Annotated in this window: 19 protein-coding genes; 6 read left to right on the top strand and 13 right to left on the bottom strand. The window is 59.5% G+C overall.

The features are described 5' to 3' along the window. The first annotated feature begins 12 nt into the window (after positions 1 to 12). The 3 genes from ACIPR4_RS19895 to ACIPR4_RS23590 are packed head-to-tail and all read left to right on the top strand — an operon-like array spanning position 13 to position 957. Complete coding sequence (locus tag ACIPR4_RS19895) at positions 13 to 486, top strand: YybH family protein (RefSeq protein ID WP_013570465.1); 474 nt, start codon at positions 13 to 15, stop codon at positions 484 to 486. Positions 487 to 518: 32 nt separating this feature from the next. After that, a complete protein-coding gene (locus ACIPR4_RS19890; RefSeq protein WP_013570464.1) occupies positions 519 to 728 on the top strand; it encodes a type II toxin-antitoxin system HicB family antitoxin in 210 nt (69 codons plus the stop codon). A gap of 7 nt (positions 729 to 735) precedes the next feature. Next, positions 736 to 957 carry a type II toxin-antitoxin system HicA family toxin gene (locus ACIPR4_RS23590; RefSeq protein WP_013570463.1) on the top strand — a complete coding sequence of 74 codons (222 nt, stop codon included), beginning with the start codon at positions 736 to 738 and terminating at the stop codon, positions 955 to 957. Between the two features lie 57 nt (positions 958 to 1,014). Here ACIPR4_RS23590 and frr read toward each other — a convergent pair whose 3' ends face one another. The 10 genes from frr to ACIPR4_RS19830 all read right to left on the bottom strand — a co-directional run bounded on the left by frr (position 1,015) and on the right by ACIPR4_RS19830 (position 9,158). After that, positions 1,015 to 1,599 (bottom strand): ribosome recycling factor, encoded by a 585-nt coding sequence (gene frr, locus ACIPR4_RS19880; protein ID WP_013570462.1) that lies wholly within the window; start codon positions 1,597 to 1,599, stop codon positions 1,015 to 1,017. Positions 1,600 to 1,677: 78 nt separating this feature from the next. After that, positions 1,678 to 3,183 (bottom strand): CehA/McbA family metallohydrolase, encoded by a 1,506-nt coding sequence (locus tag ACIPR4_RS19875; RefSeq protein WP_013570461.1) that lies wholly within the window; start codon positions 3,181 to 3,183, stop codon positions 1,678 to 1,680. Continuing rightward, positions 3,180 to 3,491, bottom strand: a complete 312-nt coding sequence (locus ACIPR4_RS23585; RefSeq protein WP_041586215.1) for a type II toxin-antitoxin system RelE/ParE family toxin — start codon at positions 3,489 to 3,491, stop codon at positions 3,180 to 3,182. Before ACIPR4_RS23585 ends, ACIPR4_RS19875 begins: the two co-directional genes overlap by 4 nt. Continuing rightward, positions 3,481 to 3,777 (bottom strand): type II toxin-antitoxin system Phd/YefM family antitoxin, encoded by a 297-nt coding sequence (locus tag ACIPR4_RS19865; RefSeq protein WP_013570459.1) that lies wholly within the window; start codon positions 3,775 to 3,777, stop codon positions 3,481 to 3,483. The genes ACIPR4_RS23585 and ACIPR4_RS19865 overlap by 11 nt, the downstream gene beginning before the upstream one ends. Positions 3,778 to 4,114: 337 nt before the next feature. After that, positions 4,115 to 5,026 (bottom strand): lipoyl synthase, encoded by a 912-nt coding sequence (gene lipA / locus ACIPR4_RS19855; RefSeq protein WP_013570457.1) that lies wholly within the window; start codon positions 5,024 to 5,026, stop codon positions 4,115 to 4,117. Positions 5,027 to 5,061: 35 nt separating this feature from the next. Next, entirely contained in the window at positions 5,062 to 5,430 is a 369-nt protein-coding gene (locus tag ACIPR4_RS19850; protein WP_013570456.1) for a hypothetical protein, read from the bottom strand. A 6-nt stretch (positions 5,431 to 5,436) separates the two neighbouring features. Next, entirely contained in the window at positions 5,437 to 5,781 is a 345-nt protein-coding gene (locus tag ACIPR4_RS19845; protein ID WP_245536394.1) for a c-type cytochrome, read from the bottom strand. Positions 5,782 to 5,797: 16 nt separating this feature from the next. After that, positions 5,798 to 6,232 (bottom strand): hypothetical protein, encoded by a 435-nt coding sequence (locus ACIPR4_RS19840; protein ID WP_245536393.1) that lies wholly within the window; start codon positions 6,230 to 6,232, stop codon positions 5,798 to 5,800. A gap of 204 nt (positions 6,233 to 6,436) precedes the next feature. Continuing rightward, positions 6,437 to 8,005 carry a D-alanyl-D-alanine carboxypeptidase/D-alanyl-D-alanine endopeptidase gene (dacB, locus tag ACIPR4_RS19835; protein ID WP_013570453.1) on the bottom strand — a complete coding sequence of 523 codons (1,569 nt, stop codon included), beginning with the start codon at positions 8,003 to 8,005 and terminating at the stop codon, positions 6,437 to 6,439. Between the two features lie 73 nt (positions 8,006 to 8,078). After that, positions 8,079 to 9,158 (bottom strand): IS30 family transposase, encoded by a 1,080-nt coding sequence (locus ACIPR4_RS19830; protein WP_013570452.1) that lies wholly within the window; start codon positions 9,156 to 9,158, stop codon positions 8,079 to 8,081. A gap of 31 nt (positions 9,159 to 9,189) precedes the next feature. On the opposite strand from ACIPR4_RS19830, the gene murJ reads away from it, so the two are divergent. Continuing rightward, positions 9,190 to 11,013, top strand: a complete 1,824-nt coding sequence (gene murJ, locus ACIPR4_RS19825) for a murein biosynthesis integral membrane protein MurJ (protein ID WP_144312497.1) — start codon at positions 9,190 to 9,192, stop codon at positions 11,011 to 11,013. 9 nt (positions 11,014 to 11,022) lie between these two features. Beyond that, entirely contained in the window at positions 11,023 to 11,538 is a 516-nt protein-coding gene (locus ACIPR4_RS19820; RefSeq protein ID WP_013570450.1) for a GNAT family N-acetyltransferase, read from the top strand. A 24-nt stretch (positions 11,539 to 11,562) separates the two neighbouring features. Here the strand turns inward: ACIPR4_RS19820 and iscX are convergent, their stop codons facing one another. Both iscX and ACIPR4_RS19810 read right to left on the bottom strand, forming a co-directional pair. Beyond that, positions 11,563 to 11,778, bottom strand: a complete 216-nt coding sequence (iscX, locus tag ACIPR4_RS19815; RefSeq protein ID WP_013570449.1) for a Fe-S cluster assembly protein IscX — start codon at positions 11,776 to 11,778, stop codon at positions 11,563 to 11,565. 17 nt (positions 11,779 to 11,795) lie between these two features. Then, entirely contained in the window at positions 11,796 to 12,230 is a 435-nt protein-coding gene (locus ACIPR4_RS19810) for a 2Fe-2S iron-sulfur cluster-binding protein (RefSeq protein WP_013570448.1), read from the bottom strand. A 100-nt stretch (positions 12,231 to 12,330) separates the two neighbouring features. Between ACIPR4_RS19810 and ACIPR4_RS19805 the strand changes: the two genes are divergently transcribed. Continuing rightward, positions 12,331 to 13,254 (top strand): cation diffusion facilitator family transporter, encoded by a 924-nt coding sequence (locus ACIPR4_RS19805; RefSeq protein WP_013570447.1) that lies wholly within the window; start codon positions 12,331 to 12,333, stop codon positions 13,252 to 13,254. Between the two features lie 411 nt (positions 13,255 to 13,665). Here the strand turns inward: ACIPR4_RS19805 and ACIPR4_RS19795 are convergent, their stop codons facing one another. Continuing rightward, entirely contained in the window at positions 13,666 to 14,718 is a 1,053-nt protein-coding gene (locus tag ACIPR4_RS19795) for an aldo/keto reductase (protein ID WP_013570445.1), read from the bottom strand. Positions 14,719 to 14,786 lie beyond the last annotated feature (68 nt).

Below are 14,786 nucleotides of genomic sequence, written 5' to 3'. Positions count from 1 at the left end.
CAGGAGCAATTCATGCAGATTTTTCGCAGGCTCGTCTTCGCTTTTGTCTTTGTATTCATGGTGGCAGCGCCGATTTCTGCGCAGGACAAACGTCCCGAACAGCTCCGGATGATGACGCAGCCGGAGCTGGACATCCTGAAAGTCCTTCTGCAGCAGGAGCGCGACTGGAACCGCGGCGACCTCGACGCCTTCGCGACAGGATACAAACATGCCCCCGATATTCTGTTCATGGGCAGCAACTTCGTACGCGGCTACGAAGCCATGCTGACGAATTATCACAAGAGTTATCCGACGCGGGAGACGATGGGGCAGCTGACCTTCAGCGATCTCGACCCGAAGATTCTGGACGGCAGCTACGCGATCATCACGGGCACCTTCCACCTGGAGCGTGCGAAGAAGTTTGGCGGCTCGGCGGAAGGTGCGTTTTCGCTGGTGCTGGAAAAGACGGATGCCGGATGGAAGATCATTCTGGATCACACGACTTAGAAGCAAAGTAGAATCATAGGCAGGGGATCTCCATGCTCTTCCATGTTGTGCTTTCGAAGGCAGAAGACGGTTGGGTTGTTGCCGAAGTTCCGGCTCTTCCTGGATGCGTTTCGCAGGGCGTGGATGACGAAGAAGCCCTCGCTAACGCGAAAGAAGCAATTACTGCGTGGCTATGGGCTGAGGATCAGAAGGCCTCGGAGAATCTTCCGAGCGATCAAAGACAGATGCTGGTCGCTGTCTGATTCGAGTATGGGAACTCTTTCGAATATCTCCGGACGTGAAGCTGCCGCCGCGTTTATACGTGCGGGATGGTTTTCTCGTGGCCAAGTCGGAAGCCATCTGGTCTTGACCAAAGAGGGCCAACGCGCAAATCTGTCGGTCCCTCAACATAAAGAACTGTCCGTGGGCACTCTGCGCGCCCTGATACGGAATGCTGGCATGTCGGTTGAGGATTTCCTAAAACTTCTCTAGGCGCAAAAGAGAGGCCCCGCTTTTGTGGGGCCTCTCTTTTTGTTATGGGGAGAATAGTTACAGCGAGAGAACTTCTTTTTCCTTGGCTTTGAATAGATCTTCGACGCGCTTGATCTCCGTGTCCGTCATGGCCTGGGTCTCTTCCATCGCGCGCTTTTCGTCGTCGGCGGAGATGAGCTTGTCCTTGGTGGCCTTCTTGATGGTGTCGTTGCCATCGCGGCGGATGTTGCGGATCGAGGTCTTGTGGTCTTCCAGAACGCTGGCGAGCTGCTTTACGGCTTCCTTGCGGCGCTCTTCCGTCATGGGAGGAATGGGGATGCGGATCACCTTGCCATCGTGCATCGGGTTGAAGCCCTGGCCCGAGTTGCGGATGGCCTTTTCGATCATGGGAACGACGGTGGGGTCGAAGGGGGAGACGACGATGAGGGTCGCTTCGGGTGTACTCACCGTTGCAAGCTGGTTCACCGGCATCTCGCTGCCGTAGTAGTCCACACGGATGGCGTCCAGCATGTGGACGCTGGCGCGGCCGGTGCGAACGCCCACCAGGCTGGCGCGGAAGTCGTCCACCGTCTTGTTCATGCGTGTCTGGATCTGGCCCTGAAGTTCTTTAAGAGCGGGAATATTTGCCATCTGCGATGCCATGAATCAACCTCGTTCGTAAAATACGCGTGAAGGAGATTCTATCGGACGAGGAACCGTCTCGTCTTTCCGGTAGAGGTCCTAGCGCGGGTTGAAATAGATCGGATTGCCCATCAGCCAGAGCGAACCGTCGGGTCCGCGAACGTCCACACGCACCCAGTGGGGCTCGCCATCGCTCTGCCACGTTCCGCCCCGCTCGTCCTCTTCGTCTTCCGCAGGCTTCGTGGGAAGCCAATCCACGGCTTTGCCATCGCAGAGGATCACGGGGGAAGCCCCCTTGACGTGATGCAGCTTCAGCGTGAAGCGCACCTGGTGCCCGGTGGTAGCTCCGAGGAGGTCGCCCATCTGCGCCGCAGTGGCTACGTGTTCCACGTCAGCGGTGGCGCTCCACTCCATGCCGCGCCTCTTCGTTCCCTGGATGTCGATAAAAACGTGGCCCGCGCGAATGCCGTCGAGGATGGCGCGCTCTGAGAGGTTCTCCGCGTAGACGACGGTGGTGGGATAGCCGATGGAGGTGGCGTGTTCGGGCGAAGCAGAGCTGTTGTGGTTGTCGCTGCCCGCGATGCCCACGATACGAAATCCCGCGTTCAGCTTCGTCTGCCAGAAGGGAATGCCCGCAAGTGGACCGGAGGTGATGCCGCCGTTCACGGCTTCGAGGACGCGGATGCGGCTCCAGTCGGTGTTGGGCGCGGTCCAACCACAGCCCATGCAGGATTCGCCGCTTGGTTGTGCGGGGTGGTTGATGGAGAGGAGACCGTGGAGCTGCTGGACCTGATCGAGCAGAGCGTTGAAGTTCGGAACGGTGTCCGTGAGGCGGAAGTCGATGGGAGCGGTCGTGCCGAAGACGTTAGCGTGACCGAGGAAGGTCGTGATCTCACGCCCGGGAATGAGGAGCAGCTGATCGAAGGCCGGTTGCAACTCGCGCAGGTCGTCGAAATGCGCGGTGGTGTTGTGGTCGGTGATGGCGATGAAGTCGAGCCCGCGCGCGGCAGCCGCTTCGACGGTGCGGTAGAGCGGGCAGGGGATCTTTTTGCCCGACTGCGAGGTGCAGCTGCCGTCCGAGTGGGCATCGTGCATATGCAGGTCGCCGCGATACCAGGCCGGACCCGCGCGGAGAGGTTCGCGGCTGAAGGTGGAGACGGCTGTTGCGTCCGTTGCATGCCCAAACCAGATCTTTACCTCGTAATGACTGGTAATACCCGGGCGAATGCTGGGAATGCCGAGCAGGATCTTCCACGTTCCGGGACGGATGGAGCCGGGGAGGTAGCTGGGCGTTGCGTCGGTATCGGAGAGGGTGAAGAAGCTCTTGTTGCCGCCACTCCAGCCGCGAAAGCGTTCGTTGTCGAGCAGGCCGAGATCGATGCTGGTTCGCTTATCTTTGTCCGTATAGGAGAGTTCGGCGGAGAGGCGCGTGACGCCTGCGGGGACGGTGAAGGGAAGTTCGCGGTAGTGCATGAAGTCCGCGCGGGTGACGGTGCCGTGGAGGGTGAGGTCGGGCTTGGATTCGTTGGATTGTGAGTGAAGCGTAAGTGAAGCCGTTCCAGCAAACACCAGGAAACGAAGCAGACGAGCGCGGAAGGTTTTCATGAGTTGACTTTCCGGAGCTGAAAGCGATCGCGCGCGCCGTGTCGAATCTGCATGATACGAACTATTTTATTCTTCGCCTCGATGCGATAGATGATGCGGTAGGTGTGAGGCTTTCTACCAAAGAGGACTTGGCGAAACCGAGGATCTTCCGGCGTTACTGTTCCTCGTGCGGAAAGTTGGTCCATGCCGAGAATCGCCTCTTGAAGTCCGTCGAACCATTTTTCTGCCGCAGTGGATGTCTCCGCGCCAACGTAGCTATGGATGGCGAAGAGGTCTCGGCGCGCTCTGGCTGTGAGTTCAACTTGCACGTTTCCGCTTGGCTCTCAGCTCTTCAAAGACTTCTTTTGCGGGATAGGTTCTGCCGTGACGGATATCGTCCTCCGCCTGGCGGATTCCTTCATGGAAGTCTGCTGCAGCTGCTAGATCCATCAACCGCTCGTACTCTTCGACAGAGTGCATCACGGCCTCTGGCTTGCCGTTCACCGTAAGAACGAGTGATTGTCCGGAACGCTTCATCTTCTGGAGCATCGCTGCGGAATTGTTACGGAAGGTCGTGAGGGGTTGAACGTCTTCGGAGAGTTTGATCTTCGCCATGGAAAGACCTCTGGAGGTACTTTATCGTACCTCTTGTGTGCGAACTAGCTGAAGAAGCGCCTCTGCCGTCGGATTCATATCGTCCGGCGTTACCGGGGGGCTCATTCCCATACGCTTGTCGACGACTTGAAACAGATACGCCACAATTTCGTTGTGAGAGGCTCCGTCCGCTAAAAGATCAGATATCTCTCCGATATAAGCGTCATATTCATCCCTAGGCCAGGTGGGATCACTCATTACCCCAATAGGATCCCAAACTTCGATAAAAATTCTCTGTATCGCGCGATGAAGATCGCGACGCCGGGGGATACTTTGAGTTCTCTTGTCTTCCTTGAGATCAGACAAGGCCGGTGCTCTGCGCCTGCTCGTGCGCGTGGTAGCTGGAGCGCACCAGAGGTCCGCTCTCCACATGGCGGAAGCCCATCGCCAGCGCTTCTTCCTTCAGGAAGGCGAACTCTTCCGGCGTGTAGTAGCGTTTCATCGGGATGTGGTCTTTGCTGGGGCGGAGGTACTGGCCGACGGTGAGAATGTCGACCTTGATTGCGGCGAGGTCGCGGAAGACGTCCAGCAACTCGTGCGTCTCTTCGCCCATGCCTACGATGATGCCGGTCTTGGTGATCTGGTTCGGATTGAGCTCCTTCGCTAGGCGGAGGTAGCCGAGCGAGCGCTCGTAGCGGCCGCCGGATTTCGCGACGCGATAGAGGCGCGGAACGGTCTCGATATTGTGGTTCAGAATCTCTGGCTTCGCGGCAACGACGAGGCGGATTGCCTCTTCCGTTCCCTGAAAGTCCGGCGTGAGGACTTCGATCTGGCAACCAGGGGCCTGTTTGCGAATTTCTTCGATGACTTCGACGAAGGCGCGGGCGGCTCCGGTGTTGTCGTCATCGCGGTTGACGCTGGTAATGACGGCGTGCTGCAGGCCGAGCTGCGCGACGGCGTAGGCTACGCGGCGGGGCTCGTCATAGTCGATGGGATCGGGTTTGCCGCTGGGGACGGCGCAGAAACCGCAGCGCCGCGTGCACATGTTGCCCAACATCATGAAGGTGGCGGTCTTCTGGTTCCAGCACTCGCCGATGTTGGGGCAATGGGCGCTCTCGCAGACGGTGTGCAGGCCAAGCTCGCGGGTGAGCTTCTTAAGCGAGTGGTAGACCTCGCCCATGGGTGCACGCGCCTTCAGCCACTGGGGCTTGGCGGCGGGTTTCTGCGGCGAAAGATCGATCTGGATGAGGTCGAGGACCGGACTTGCCATGCAGTTCCAAGTCTACGCCGGAGGGGAGGCGGGGGCTAGTGGACGCGGTCCCGGACCTCGTCACGGATGAGGTAGAGGAAGAAAACCAGCGTAAACGCCGCCGGCAGCAGATAGCCGACTTGGCGCGGGCGCATCTGAAGAAACAGCACCACATTGCCCAGCGAGTAGAAGAACGCCCCGCCCGCCAGCAGCGCCCAACCCCAGCGGCGGAGACGCAGGAAGCCGAAGACGCCGACCACGATCAGCGAGCAGAGCGCGAGGATGGCGTAGCGGGCGCTGGGTCGCGCCTGCGTGTTGCGCGCTGCGGAGAAGGCGTTGCCGATGGAGATCACCAGCATGAAGATGGCAATCATGGCCATGCCGGGCAGCATCTTCGGCCCGGGGACTAACTTTTTATCGCTCATAAAGGTTCACAGGGTTTTAAGGTACGCCAGCAGGTCGCTGGTCTCTTCCGCGGAGATCGTATCGCCGAGCGCAGGCATGTTGTTGCGTCCGTGCTGGATGGTGTTGGTGATGCGGTCGTCGTTGGCCGGGGCTCCACTGGGAAGATAAGGCTTTTTGTAGAGGCCAAGGAGCGAGGGCCCGTTGAGCGGCTTGTCGACGCGATCGTTATGGCAGGCTCCGCAGCGCGCGGAGTAGACCGCGCGGCCGCTTCTTTCTGTCGGCGTGAGTTCGCTGAGCGGTTTGGGCGGAGGTGTGGACTTGCAGCCCGTGAGGATCAGGGCAAATGCGATCAATGGGGCGGTAAGCTTCACAACTTCGATTTTCTCATTACGCGCGAGCTTTTCGTGCGGCACGTATTGCCTCAACGTCCGCAAGGTCTCGCAGGCGACCGGAGGCAAGCTTGTTTTGGATGAGGGCGTCGCTCCCGATATAAAAAGCAGTCAACTCGCCATCAATCTCGCATGGAACGCGAGATTCCCATGCCTGTTCGAACAGAACCCCATCTATCGCCTTCAAAATATCAACCCGGAGAGGCGGTTGACCCATGTGATAGACGATGTCCGGATCTTCAAAGTCGGAGACTTGTATTTCCGCGAGCGGAGCGCCGAAGCGTATCAAGGCGCGATACGTCTTCTCGGCGTTCTCGCGATCGTTGCTGATCAGAATATCAAGGTCTTTCGTCGCCCGTGGTTGGGAATAGACGTTGACGGCGTATCCACCCACGACGAGGTATCTAACGTACTCTTCGTTCAAGAGAGACAAGAGTTCTTTGAAGTCTTTGTCCATCGTGGGCCAGCCCCTGTGATCTATATTGTTCGAAGCTAAGTTGCCACGTGGCGCTCGTCAGCTCGCTAATGGAACGGCTCTGCCAGTAGCGGTATTCTTCTGCTTTCTGCTCTTCGAAGCTTCCCGCTCGCCGGATTGTCTTATCCATGGCCATGTCTTCATTTTACCAGTGGAGATCCGTTACTCCGCCGCCGCAATCGCGGCGATCACCTTATCCATCACCTGCATATCCCCGCTGCTGCGCGGCGTATGGGAGTTGGAGATGATGCTGAAGACGACCGTCTGGCCGCTGGCGCATTCCAGGTAGCCGCTCAGCGCGTGGACTTCGCCGAGCGTTCCGGTCTTGGCGAAGATGTGGTCTTTCAATGGTGAGTTAGGGAAGCGGGCGCGCAAACCGCCGTCTTCGCCACCGACCGGGAGCGAGGCCTTCCAGCGCGCTCCCCAGGGCTGGGTCGTGGCGTAGCGGAGGAGTTGCGTGAGGGCGCGGGGGGTCACGAGGTCGTGTCCGCTCAGGCCGCTGCCGTCGAGGAAGACGAAGTCTTCCGGGTCGACTCCTGCGCGCGTGGACAGGAAGGAGCGAACGACACGGACGCCCTGCGCGTCGGAGCCGTCTTTGGCCAGCGTAAGGCCGAGCAGACGGAGGAACATCTCCGCGTGCTGGTTCTGCGAGATCTTGTTGGTCCAGACGACGTCGTCATAGAGCGGGGCGCCAATGTGCTTCGCCAGAACATTCGCGGGCAGGGCGGGCATCTTCGCCGTGGCGGTGTCGAGGTTGAGCGGTTCGGTAGCTTCGCGGTGGAAGCCGAAGACGGGTTCGACGCGGTGCTTGGCGCGGGCGGCTCCCGTGATGGTGATGCCACGCTGTTCCAGGGCTGCTTTCAGAGCGCGGGCGGCGTACTCAGCGGGGTCTTCGATGGCGAGGTCTTCGCTCTGCGGCTTCGCTTCGAGTGCAATCGTCCCGTAGAGGCGTAGCACGCGCGATCCGCCAGTAACCATCACGCTGCGCTGGATGTCTGTGTGCGTCTCCGCGCCTTTGGCGACGGTGACGATCTGGTTTTCGATGGAGTAAAAGGGCAGGGCGGGATCCAGGGTGATGACGGCAGGCGCGCCCTCTTTCGCTCCTGGGGCGATCTTGAGGTTGAAGGCATTGTCCCCGATCATCAGCGCATTGATCGGAGCGCCGTAGTACCAAAGTGCGTCGTCGATCGACCAGTCCTGCGGGTACGGGTCCCAGGGCATGAGGGTGTCATCGCCGACGATATCTCCGTCGACATGCGTGATGCCGGTGGCCTTGAGCTGGTCTGCAAGTTCGTTGAGGTAGCGGAGTTCGTCCACTGGCTCAGCGGGGCCGGGAGGACGCAGGGCTGGGCTTACGTAAGGCATGGCGCGGCCGGAGAGGTTTGCATCGCCTGCGCCGTGGAGGGTGAGGTCGCCGTGGACGGTTCCGTTCTGGTTGACGCCGGTGACGGTGGTGGTGAGGCGCTGGTCGATAGGTAGCAGCGCCATGGCGGCTGCGGTGGTGGCGAGCTTGTTATTGCTGGCGGGTTGGAAGAACTGGCCTTCGTTGATGGTGACCAGTGGCGTGCCGTCGAGCTGGGTGACATGGACTCCCCAGTGCGCGCGCGAGACGGCGGGCGTGGCGAGCATGTTCTGGATCGTGCTCTGGAGGGCGACGTCCTGTGCTGAGACGGACAGCGCGAGGGCACAGCACGCGGAGCCTGCGAGGAAAGGAAAGATTTGCCGGAGCATGGGCGGAGTTTAGCATTTTGGGTTCACTCCTTTTTTTGTCATCCCACAGTGAAACGAAGGGATCTGGGTGGATTCAGGATTCAAGTGCAACATTTTTTACTTTATCTGGGTTTTGCCAGAAGTGTACGAAGTCGAAGTCTCCTTTTGGGAGGAAGAGTTCAGCTGGGGCTTTGTTTCCGAGGGATTTTCTGATTCTTGCGTTGAGCTGCATGGCGATTTCGTCGAGTTGCTGCTGGGAGTAAACGCTGAGGTCCTGTCCCTTGGGGAGGTATTCACGGACCAGGCCGTTGGTGTTTTCGTTGATGCCTCTTTCCCATGGGCTGTGGGGATGGGCGAAGTAGACCTTGACGCCAGACTTCTCTGTGAGGGTGCGGTGCTGGGCCATCTCCCTTCCCTGGTCGTAGGTGAGGGTGAGGCGCATGGGGCTCTGGAAGCGGTTGAGGATGGTGGCGAAGGCGTTGGCGGTGGTCTCGGCGCGACCGTCCTCGAGCTTGACCAGGGCGAGGAAGAGCGTGGTGCGCTCGACCAGGGTGCCGACGCGGGAGCGGTTCATCCTGCCCTTGATGAGGTCGCCCTCCCAGTGGCCGGGAACGAGACGCTCGTCCACCTCGGTGGGCCGCTCGTCGATCAGGGTCATGCCGTCCACGAAGGGCCGCTGGTGGCGGTTGGGATCGCGTGTGCCGCGCTGGGGACGCTTGCGTCGCAGAAGGCGCAGCAGCTCCGTGCGCAGCTCGCCGCGCGGCATGGCGTACAGCGCGGTGTAGATGGTCTCGTGCGAGATGCGCACAGGCTCGGGCATACGTGACAGTGTGGACGCGATCTGGAACGGACTCAAGCGCTGGTGAAGATACCGGCGAACTTCGGTCCATAACGGAGTGCCCGGCACCAGCTTCCGCTCCACGCGGGGCTTGCGATGAGCCTGCCGCGCCCGCTGGCCGGCACGCCGCGCCACGTAGCCGCCGTTGCCCCAGCGACGGCTCTGCGCACTGCTCTCGCAAGACCGCTTCCAGCCGTTGCGGCGCAGCTCCCGCGTCACCGTCGATCGCGAACGCTGCAGACCGGCGGCGATCGCCGCTGGTCTCCAACCCATCTGCAGCTGACTCTGAATCACAACACGTTCAAAATCATCCAGCTGACCATAACAAATCCCCATACACAACACTCCCTCTTCAGAAATATTGCACTTGGAGTCTGACACCAGCCTGCTTTTTCTTTCGCCGTCAGGGTCGCTCTTCGAGCGAACGATGAGCTTTGCGTATACCCATGTCCCAGAAGCGGGACATGGGGCACTCAATCTTGGTTTCCCGATGGATCAGGTTTGTGCGCTCTGCGCGACCCCACCCTTTCGCAAGAAGCCGCGAAAGAATGGGGCACAGGTCGAGGGGACGATATCCTTACCTGAGATGGATGATGCAGGGGTAGAGGCGGTTCCGGAGAAAACAGGCAGTGAATGGAAGCAGATGTTGCTTCCCTCGCGGGTGCATACGGCGCGGTCGGCTGCGGTGCTGCTGGGTGGGGCGACGCTGTTGAGCGCGCTCGTAGGATTGGTGCGGACGAAGTACATCGCGCATGTTTTTGGTGCGACTCCGGCAATGGGCGCCTATCAGGCCGCCTTCGAGATGCCGGATATGCTGGGCTACCTGATCGTTGGCGGGTCGATCTCGATCACGCTGGTCAGCATGCTCTCGCGGATTCGTGCGGAAGGAGACGACGAGCGCGAGAACCTTGCGATGTCCGTCATTCTGAATGCCATGTCCGTGGTGCTTGGAGTTGCAATCGTTCTTGCGGAGATCTTTGCTCCTATCTACACGCGCTATAAGTTTCCGATGTTCGCTCCGGATCAACTTGCGCTCTGCACCTCGCTGACGCGCATCATTCTTCTGCAGCCGTTCTTTCTCTTTGCTGGTGGAGTTCTCGGTTCCCGGCTGCTAGTACGGAAGATCTTTGTTTACCAAGCTATTACGCCGCTCATTTACGGAATCGGTGTCATCGCTGGCGGTGTCCTGTTTTCACATTCGGCAGGTATCTATTCGCTGGCGTACGGTGTGGTGGGCGGTGCGTTTGCCGGGCCGTTTCTACTCACGGCGATTGGTGCGTACCGCTCCGGCATGCGGTACAAGCCTGTGCTGAATCTGCGCCATCCACTCTTCCTGGAGTGGTTGAGGATTTCGTTGCCGCTGATGATCGGTGTCTCGCTTGTCATCGCGGACAAGTGGATTCTCACCTATTTCAGCTCGATCGTGGAAATCACACACATCAACATGGCGAAGACCGTCTTTCAGTCGCCTTTGATGATTCTTGGACAGGCAGCGGGAGCGGCTTCACTGCCCTTCTTTGCCTCCCTCTTCGCACAGAAGAAAATCCCTGAGTTCTCTGCATCTGTAGACCGCGCTGTCACCCGCGTGGCCGCGATTTCCCTCCTGGCTACCTCCTGGATGGTGGTGCTCGCAACGCCTCTTGTGGCTCTCCTCGTGGGTGGAGGAAGGTATACGCCACAGGACACAGCAACCACGGCGCAGTATTTCACCATCTTTACGTTTTCCCTCGCCCTGTGGGCGGCGCAGGCGATCTACGGGCGCGCGTTTTACGCAGCAGGAAATACCCTGACGCCCGCGATTGCTGGAACTGCGATCACGGTGGGGTCGATCCCGGTTTATGCTCTCCTCTTTCACTTTGGCGGGATGACCGGGCTGATGTGGGCCTCGAACTTCGGCATCACGCTGCAGGTGTCCGTGCTCGCGATTCTGCTGCATCGCAAACGGCTGGTGAGCCTGGCGGAATTGGAGTGGGGTGAGCTTGGCCGCTCTCTGCTGGCGTCCGTGGTGTCGTGGTTTGCACTGATGGGCTTTCTGCGGGTCCTGCCAGCGATGCATGGCCGGTTGGGGAACCTGATCACGTTGGCTACTGCGAGCGTCGTCTGGGCGGGTGTGGTCTACGGTATGCTGCGGGTGACTGGATCGCGCCTGCCGCAAGAGGTCCTGCGCAGGCGCTCTGCCAAGACTACGTAGGAGCGCCTCATGGAGTACTTCCTGACGACGAAGCGGCTGGGTTTTCGCACCTGGACTGCGGAGGACATGCCTCTGGCCGTTGCGCTCTGGACCGATCCGGAGGTCATGCGGCATATGGGTGGACCCAGTTCCGTGGAGTCGATTGCTGCACGGCTACAGGTTGAAATGGAGCGGCAACGGACTTTCGGCGTTCAGTATTGGCCCATCTTTGAGCTCGAGACCGGCACCCACGCGGGCTGCGCTGGACTGCGGCCTTACCATGATCGCGAAGATGTGCTGGAGGTGGGCGTCCATCTGGCTCGCTCGTTCTGGAGTGGGCGCTACGGTGAGGAGGCGGCGCGGGCGGTCATCGAGTACGGCTTTCAGAAGGCGGGTGCGCGGAAGTTGGTGGCGGGCCACGGCCCTGAAAATGTCCACTCAAAAGCGCTGATTGAGCGCTTAGGGTTTGTCTACACCCACGTGGAGCCGTGGGGAAAGCTCAACATTCTGCACCCGTTCTACAAACTGGAACGGCCTCTCGCTTGAGAGGCCGTTCGTGGTTGTTTTGGGCTACTTTGCGTCTTCGTACTCTTCGTGCCAGGCCATCTGGATGGCTTCGAGGATGCCCTCATTCGACTTTGCGGGGTCGCCGATGAAGCCGGGCAGGTCGAGCACGCGCTGACGCAGATCGGTGAAGCGGATGGCGAGAGGGTCTTCGCCGGGGTACTTTTCTTCCAGCTGAATACCGATCTCCTCAGAGTCGGTCCAATCGAATTCAAGGGGCATAGGTCGTTCTCCTGAAGCTACTTCTTGATGGTGGCGGGCTTGCCTTCCTGCACGTAGTTCCGGTTCCATTCCGGGATTTCTACGAGGTAGGTGCCGGGTTTCAGAATGACGGCCTGGCAGCCGAGGCGCGAGTTGGTCTGCGGTCCGGCGGCGAGGTCGATGCGGTCGAGTTCGTCGTCTTCCGGTTCGGAGAGGCCAGTTTCGCCCTGCTTTACGTAGACGTGGCAGGTGGTGCAGGCGCAGACGCCGCCGCAGGCATGGTCCAGAAAGACACCGTAGTTTTCCGCTACGTCAAGCAGGCTCATGGGTTTGCCGTGGCCGTCGTAGGGCAGGCTGCCAAAAGGAAACTCGACCGATTTGTTCTCCGGCTGGAAGATGACGCGAACGATGTTCTCAGCCGGTGGCTGAGAAAGGTCGATCGGAGGAAGCGGTGTGTGCTCGTGTTCAGACATGTCAGGTTGATTTTATGCCGATTTCGGGACGGAGCGAGGCCGGGCTGGACAAGGGGTCTAAACTTGTACTATGCACGTGCATGCCAGTCCGGGCGGGAGTATGCAGCGGGTCCTCAAGATTTCGCTGGTGGTTACGACGCTGTACGTCGTTGCAACGCTGGTTTACGGTCTCCGGGCCCACTCGCTCGCCCTGATGAGCGAGGCGGGCCACAATGCCAGTGACGTTCTGGCGCTTCTGTTGTCGTTTGTCGCCGTCCGGTTTGAGGCGCGGCCTGCAACGGCGAAGAAGACCTTTGGATATCGCCGGGCGGGGGTGATGGCGGCTTTTCTGAACGCGCTTTCGCTTATGGTGGTTTCAGTCTGGATTGCATGGCTGGCGGTGGAGCGTCTGATTACACCGGTTGCGGTGCAGCCGAAGGTCATGATGGTGGTGGCGGTGGTGGGCGTTCTGATGAACGGGGCGATCGCTGCCCTGCTCTCGCGTTCGAGCCACGACATTAATATCCGCGGCGCCTTCCTGCATATGCTGGGCGACACGCTTTCGACGGCTGCGGTCATCGTAGGCGGAGCGGCGATCTTTTATACCGGACGGACGTGGATCGATCCTGCCCTCTCGCTGGTGATCGCGGCGGTGATTTTGTGGAGCTCCTTCGGCATTGTGCGCGAGACGTTGAATATTCTGCTTGAGGGAACGCCTCGGGGGATCGACGTCGGCAAGATCCGCACGGCCATGATGGACGTGGGTGGCGTGGTGGAGGTGCATGATCTGCACGTCTGGAGCCTGGGATCGAACTGGCATGCCCTCGCCAGCCACGTGACGGTAGGTGACCAGACGATGGACCGTCTGGAAGAGATTCAGTCTGCTTTACATTGTGCGGTGCGGGATCGCTTCCACATTGCGCATACGACGATCCAACTGGATCGCGAGCGCTGTGAGACGGTGAACGATTGCTGCTCGCCGGGCGAACTTTCTGTCGTCCAGATGCATGCGCATCATGGGCACGACCACAGTCACAGCCACTGATCGATGTCGATCAGGCTTCCTGCTGGACGTTTTCTTTGGCTGATTCTTTGACGGATCTCTTCTTGCTGCTGTAGCGGAGAAGACGCCATTCGCCGCGATCCTTCATCAGGAAGCGTTCCCGACAGGAGAGGCATTTCCAGGGAAAATATCCAAAGAAGGAGTAGAAGCGCTTTTCGAAAAGGCTTTTCCGCTCCGATCTGGAGATATTAAAGCTGTTGCATGTGGGGCACTCTGGCGTGCCGACTCCGTCTGTTCCGCGGGACGGGTTCTTGATTCTCAACATTCCCATTCCGATGCCCCGTCCGCCCGGCGAGATGCTGGCCGGACGGAGTTAATCGGATCATTTTTACAGGGCTGTTGTCCAGTGACTCTTCTGTTCCTGAGGTGAAAGTTCTATTTTGGGACGGAAGCCTATTTCGTGGACGGTACCGGCAGCGGATTCCGTTCCTGGAACTGGTGCTGGTGCCAATAGGGATAAGCAGGCTGGGTCGCGCTTGCGGCATCGAGTGTGGCTACCTGCGGGGTCGTGAGGTTGAAACTGGCTGCGGCTAGATTCGCCTTGAGCTGCTCTTCATTGCGTGCGCCGATGATGATCGAGGAGACTGTCGGCCGCTGCAGGAGCCAGTTGAGCGCGACTTGCGGAACGGATTTTCCGGTTTCGGCACCCACCTTATCCAGGGCATCGACGATGTTGTAGAGATACTCGTCGGCAACGACGGGACCGCCGTCGGCGGCCTTATGTAGACGGCTTACTTCAGGAAGAGGCTGACCACGACGCAGCTTGCCGGTAAGACGTCCCCATCCCAGTGGGCTCCAGACGAGCGCGCCCACGCCCTGATCGAGAGCCAGCGGCATAAGCTCCCACTCGTAGTCGCGACCGATCAGGGAGTAGTAGACCTGGTGTGCTACGTACTTCTGCCAGCCGTAACGTTCGGAGACCGAGAGCGACTTCATGAGGTGCCAGCCGGAGAAGTTGGAGCAGGCGATGTAGCGGATTTTGCCCTCGCGTACGAGCTTGTCCAGCGTATTCAAGGTCTCGTCGACCGGCGTAAGGGCGTCGAAGCCGTGCAGATGGTAGATGTCGATATAGTCGGTCTTCAGGCGACGAAGCGAACCTTCGATCTGTTTTGTGATGTGGTAACGCGAGCTTCCGACGGAGTTGGGGTCGTCCTTGATTCCGTTGTCGAAGCGGAAGGTGGTCTTGGTGGAGAGCAGGACACTCTCGCGGGGAAGGTGCGCGATGGCTGCGCCGAGGATCTCTTCGCTACGGCCGTTCGAGTAGACATCGGCGGTATCGAAGAAGTTAACCCCGGCATCCATGCAGAGGTCGATCAGGGAGCGTGCTTCGTCCACATCTGTGTTGCCCCAGGCTTTGAAAAACTCATTGCCACCGCCGAAGGTGCCGGTGCCAAAGCAAAGAACGGGGACCTTGAGGCCGGAGCGGCCAAGCTGACGAAATTCCATGGTTCAGATCTCCTTGTTACTCCCTATGAGATTCCCCTCGGTGGGAAAAGTCACGAAGCAGGGTGAAA

Source organism: Terriglobus saanensis SP1PR4 (genome assembly GCF_000179915.2).
Lineage (GTDB): Bacteria > Acidobacteriota > Terriglobia > Terriglobales > Acidobacteriaceae > Terriglobus > Terriglobus saanensis.
This window is presented reverse-complemented; position numbering and strand designations above follow the sequence as displayed.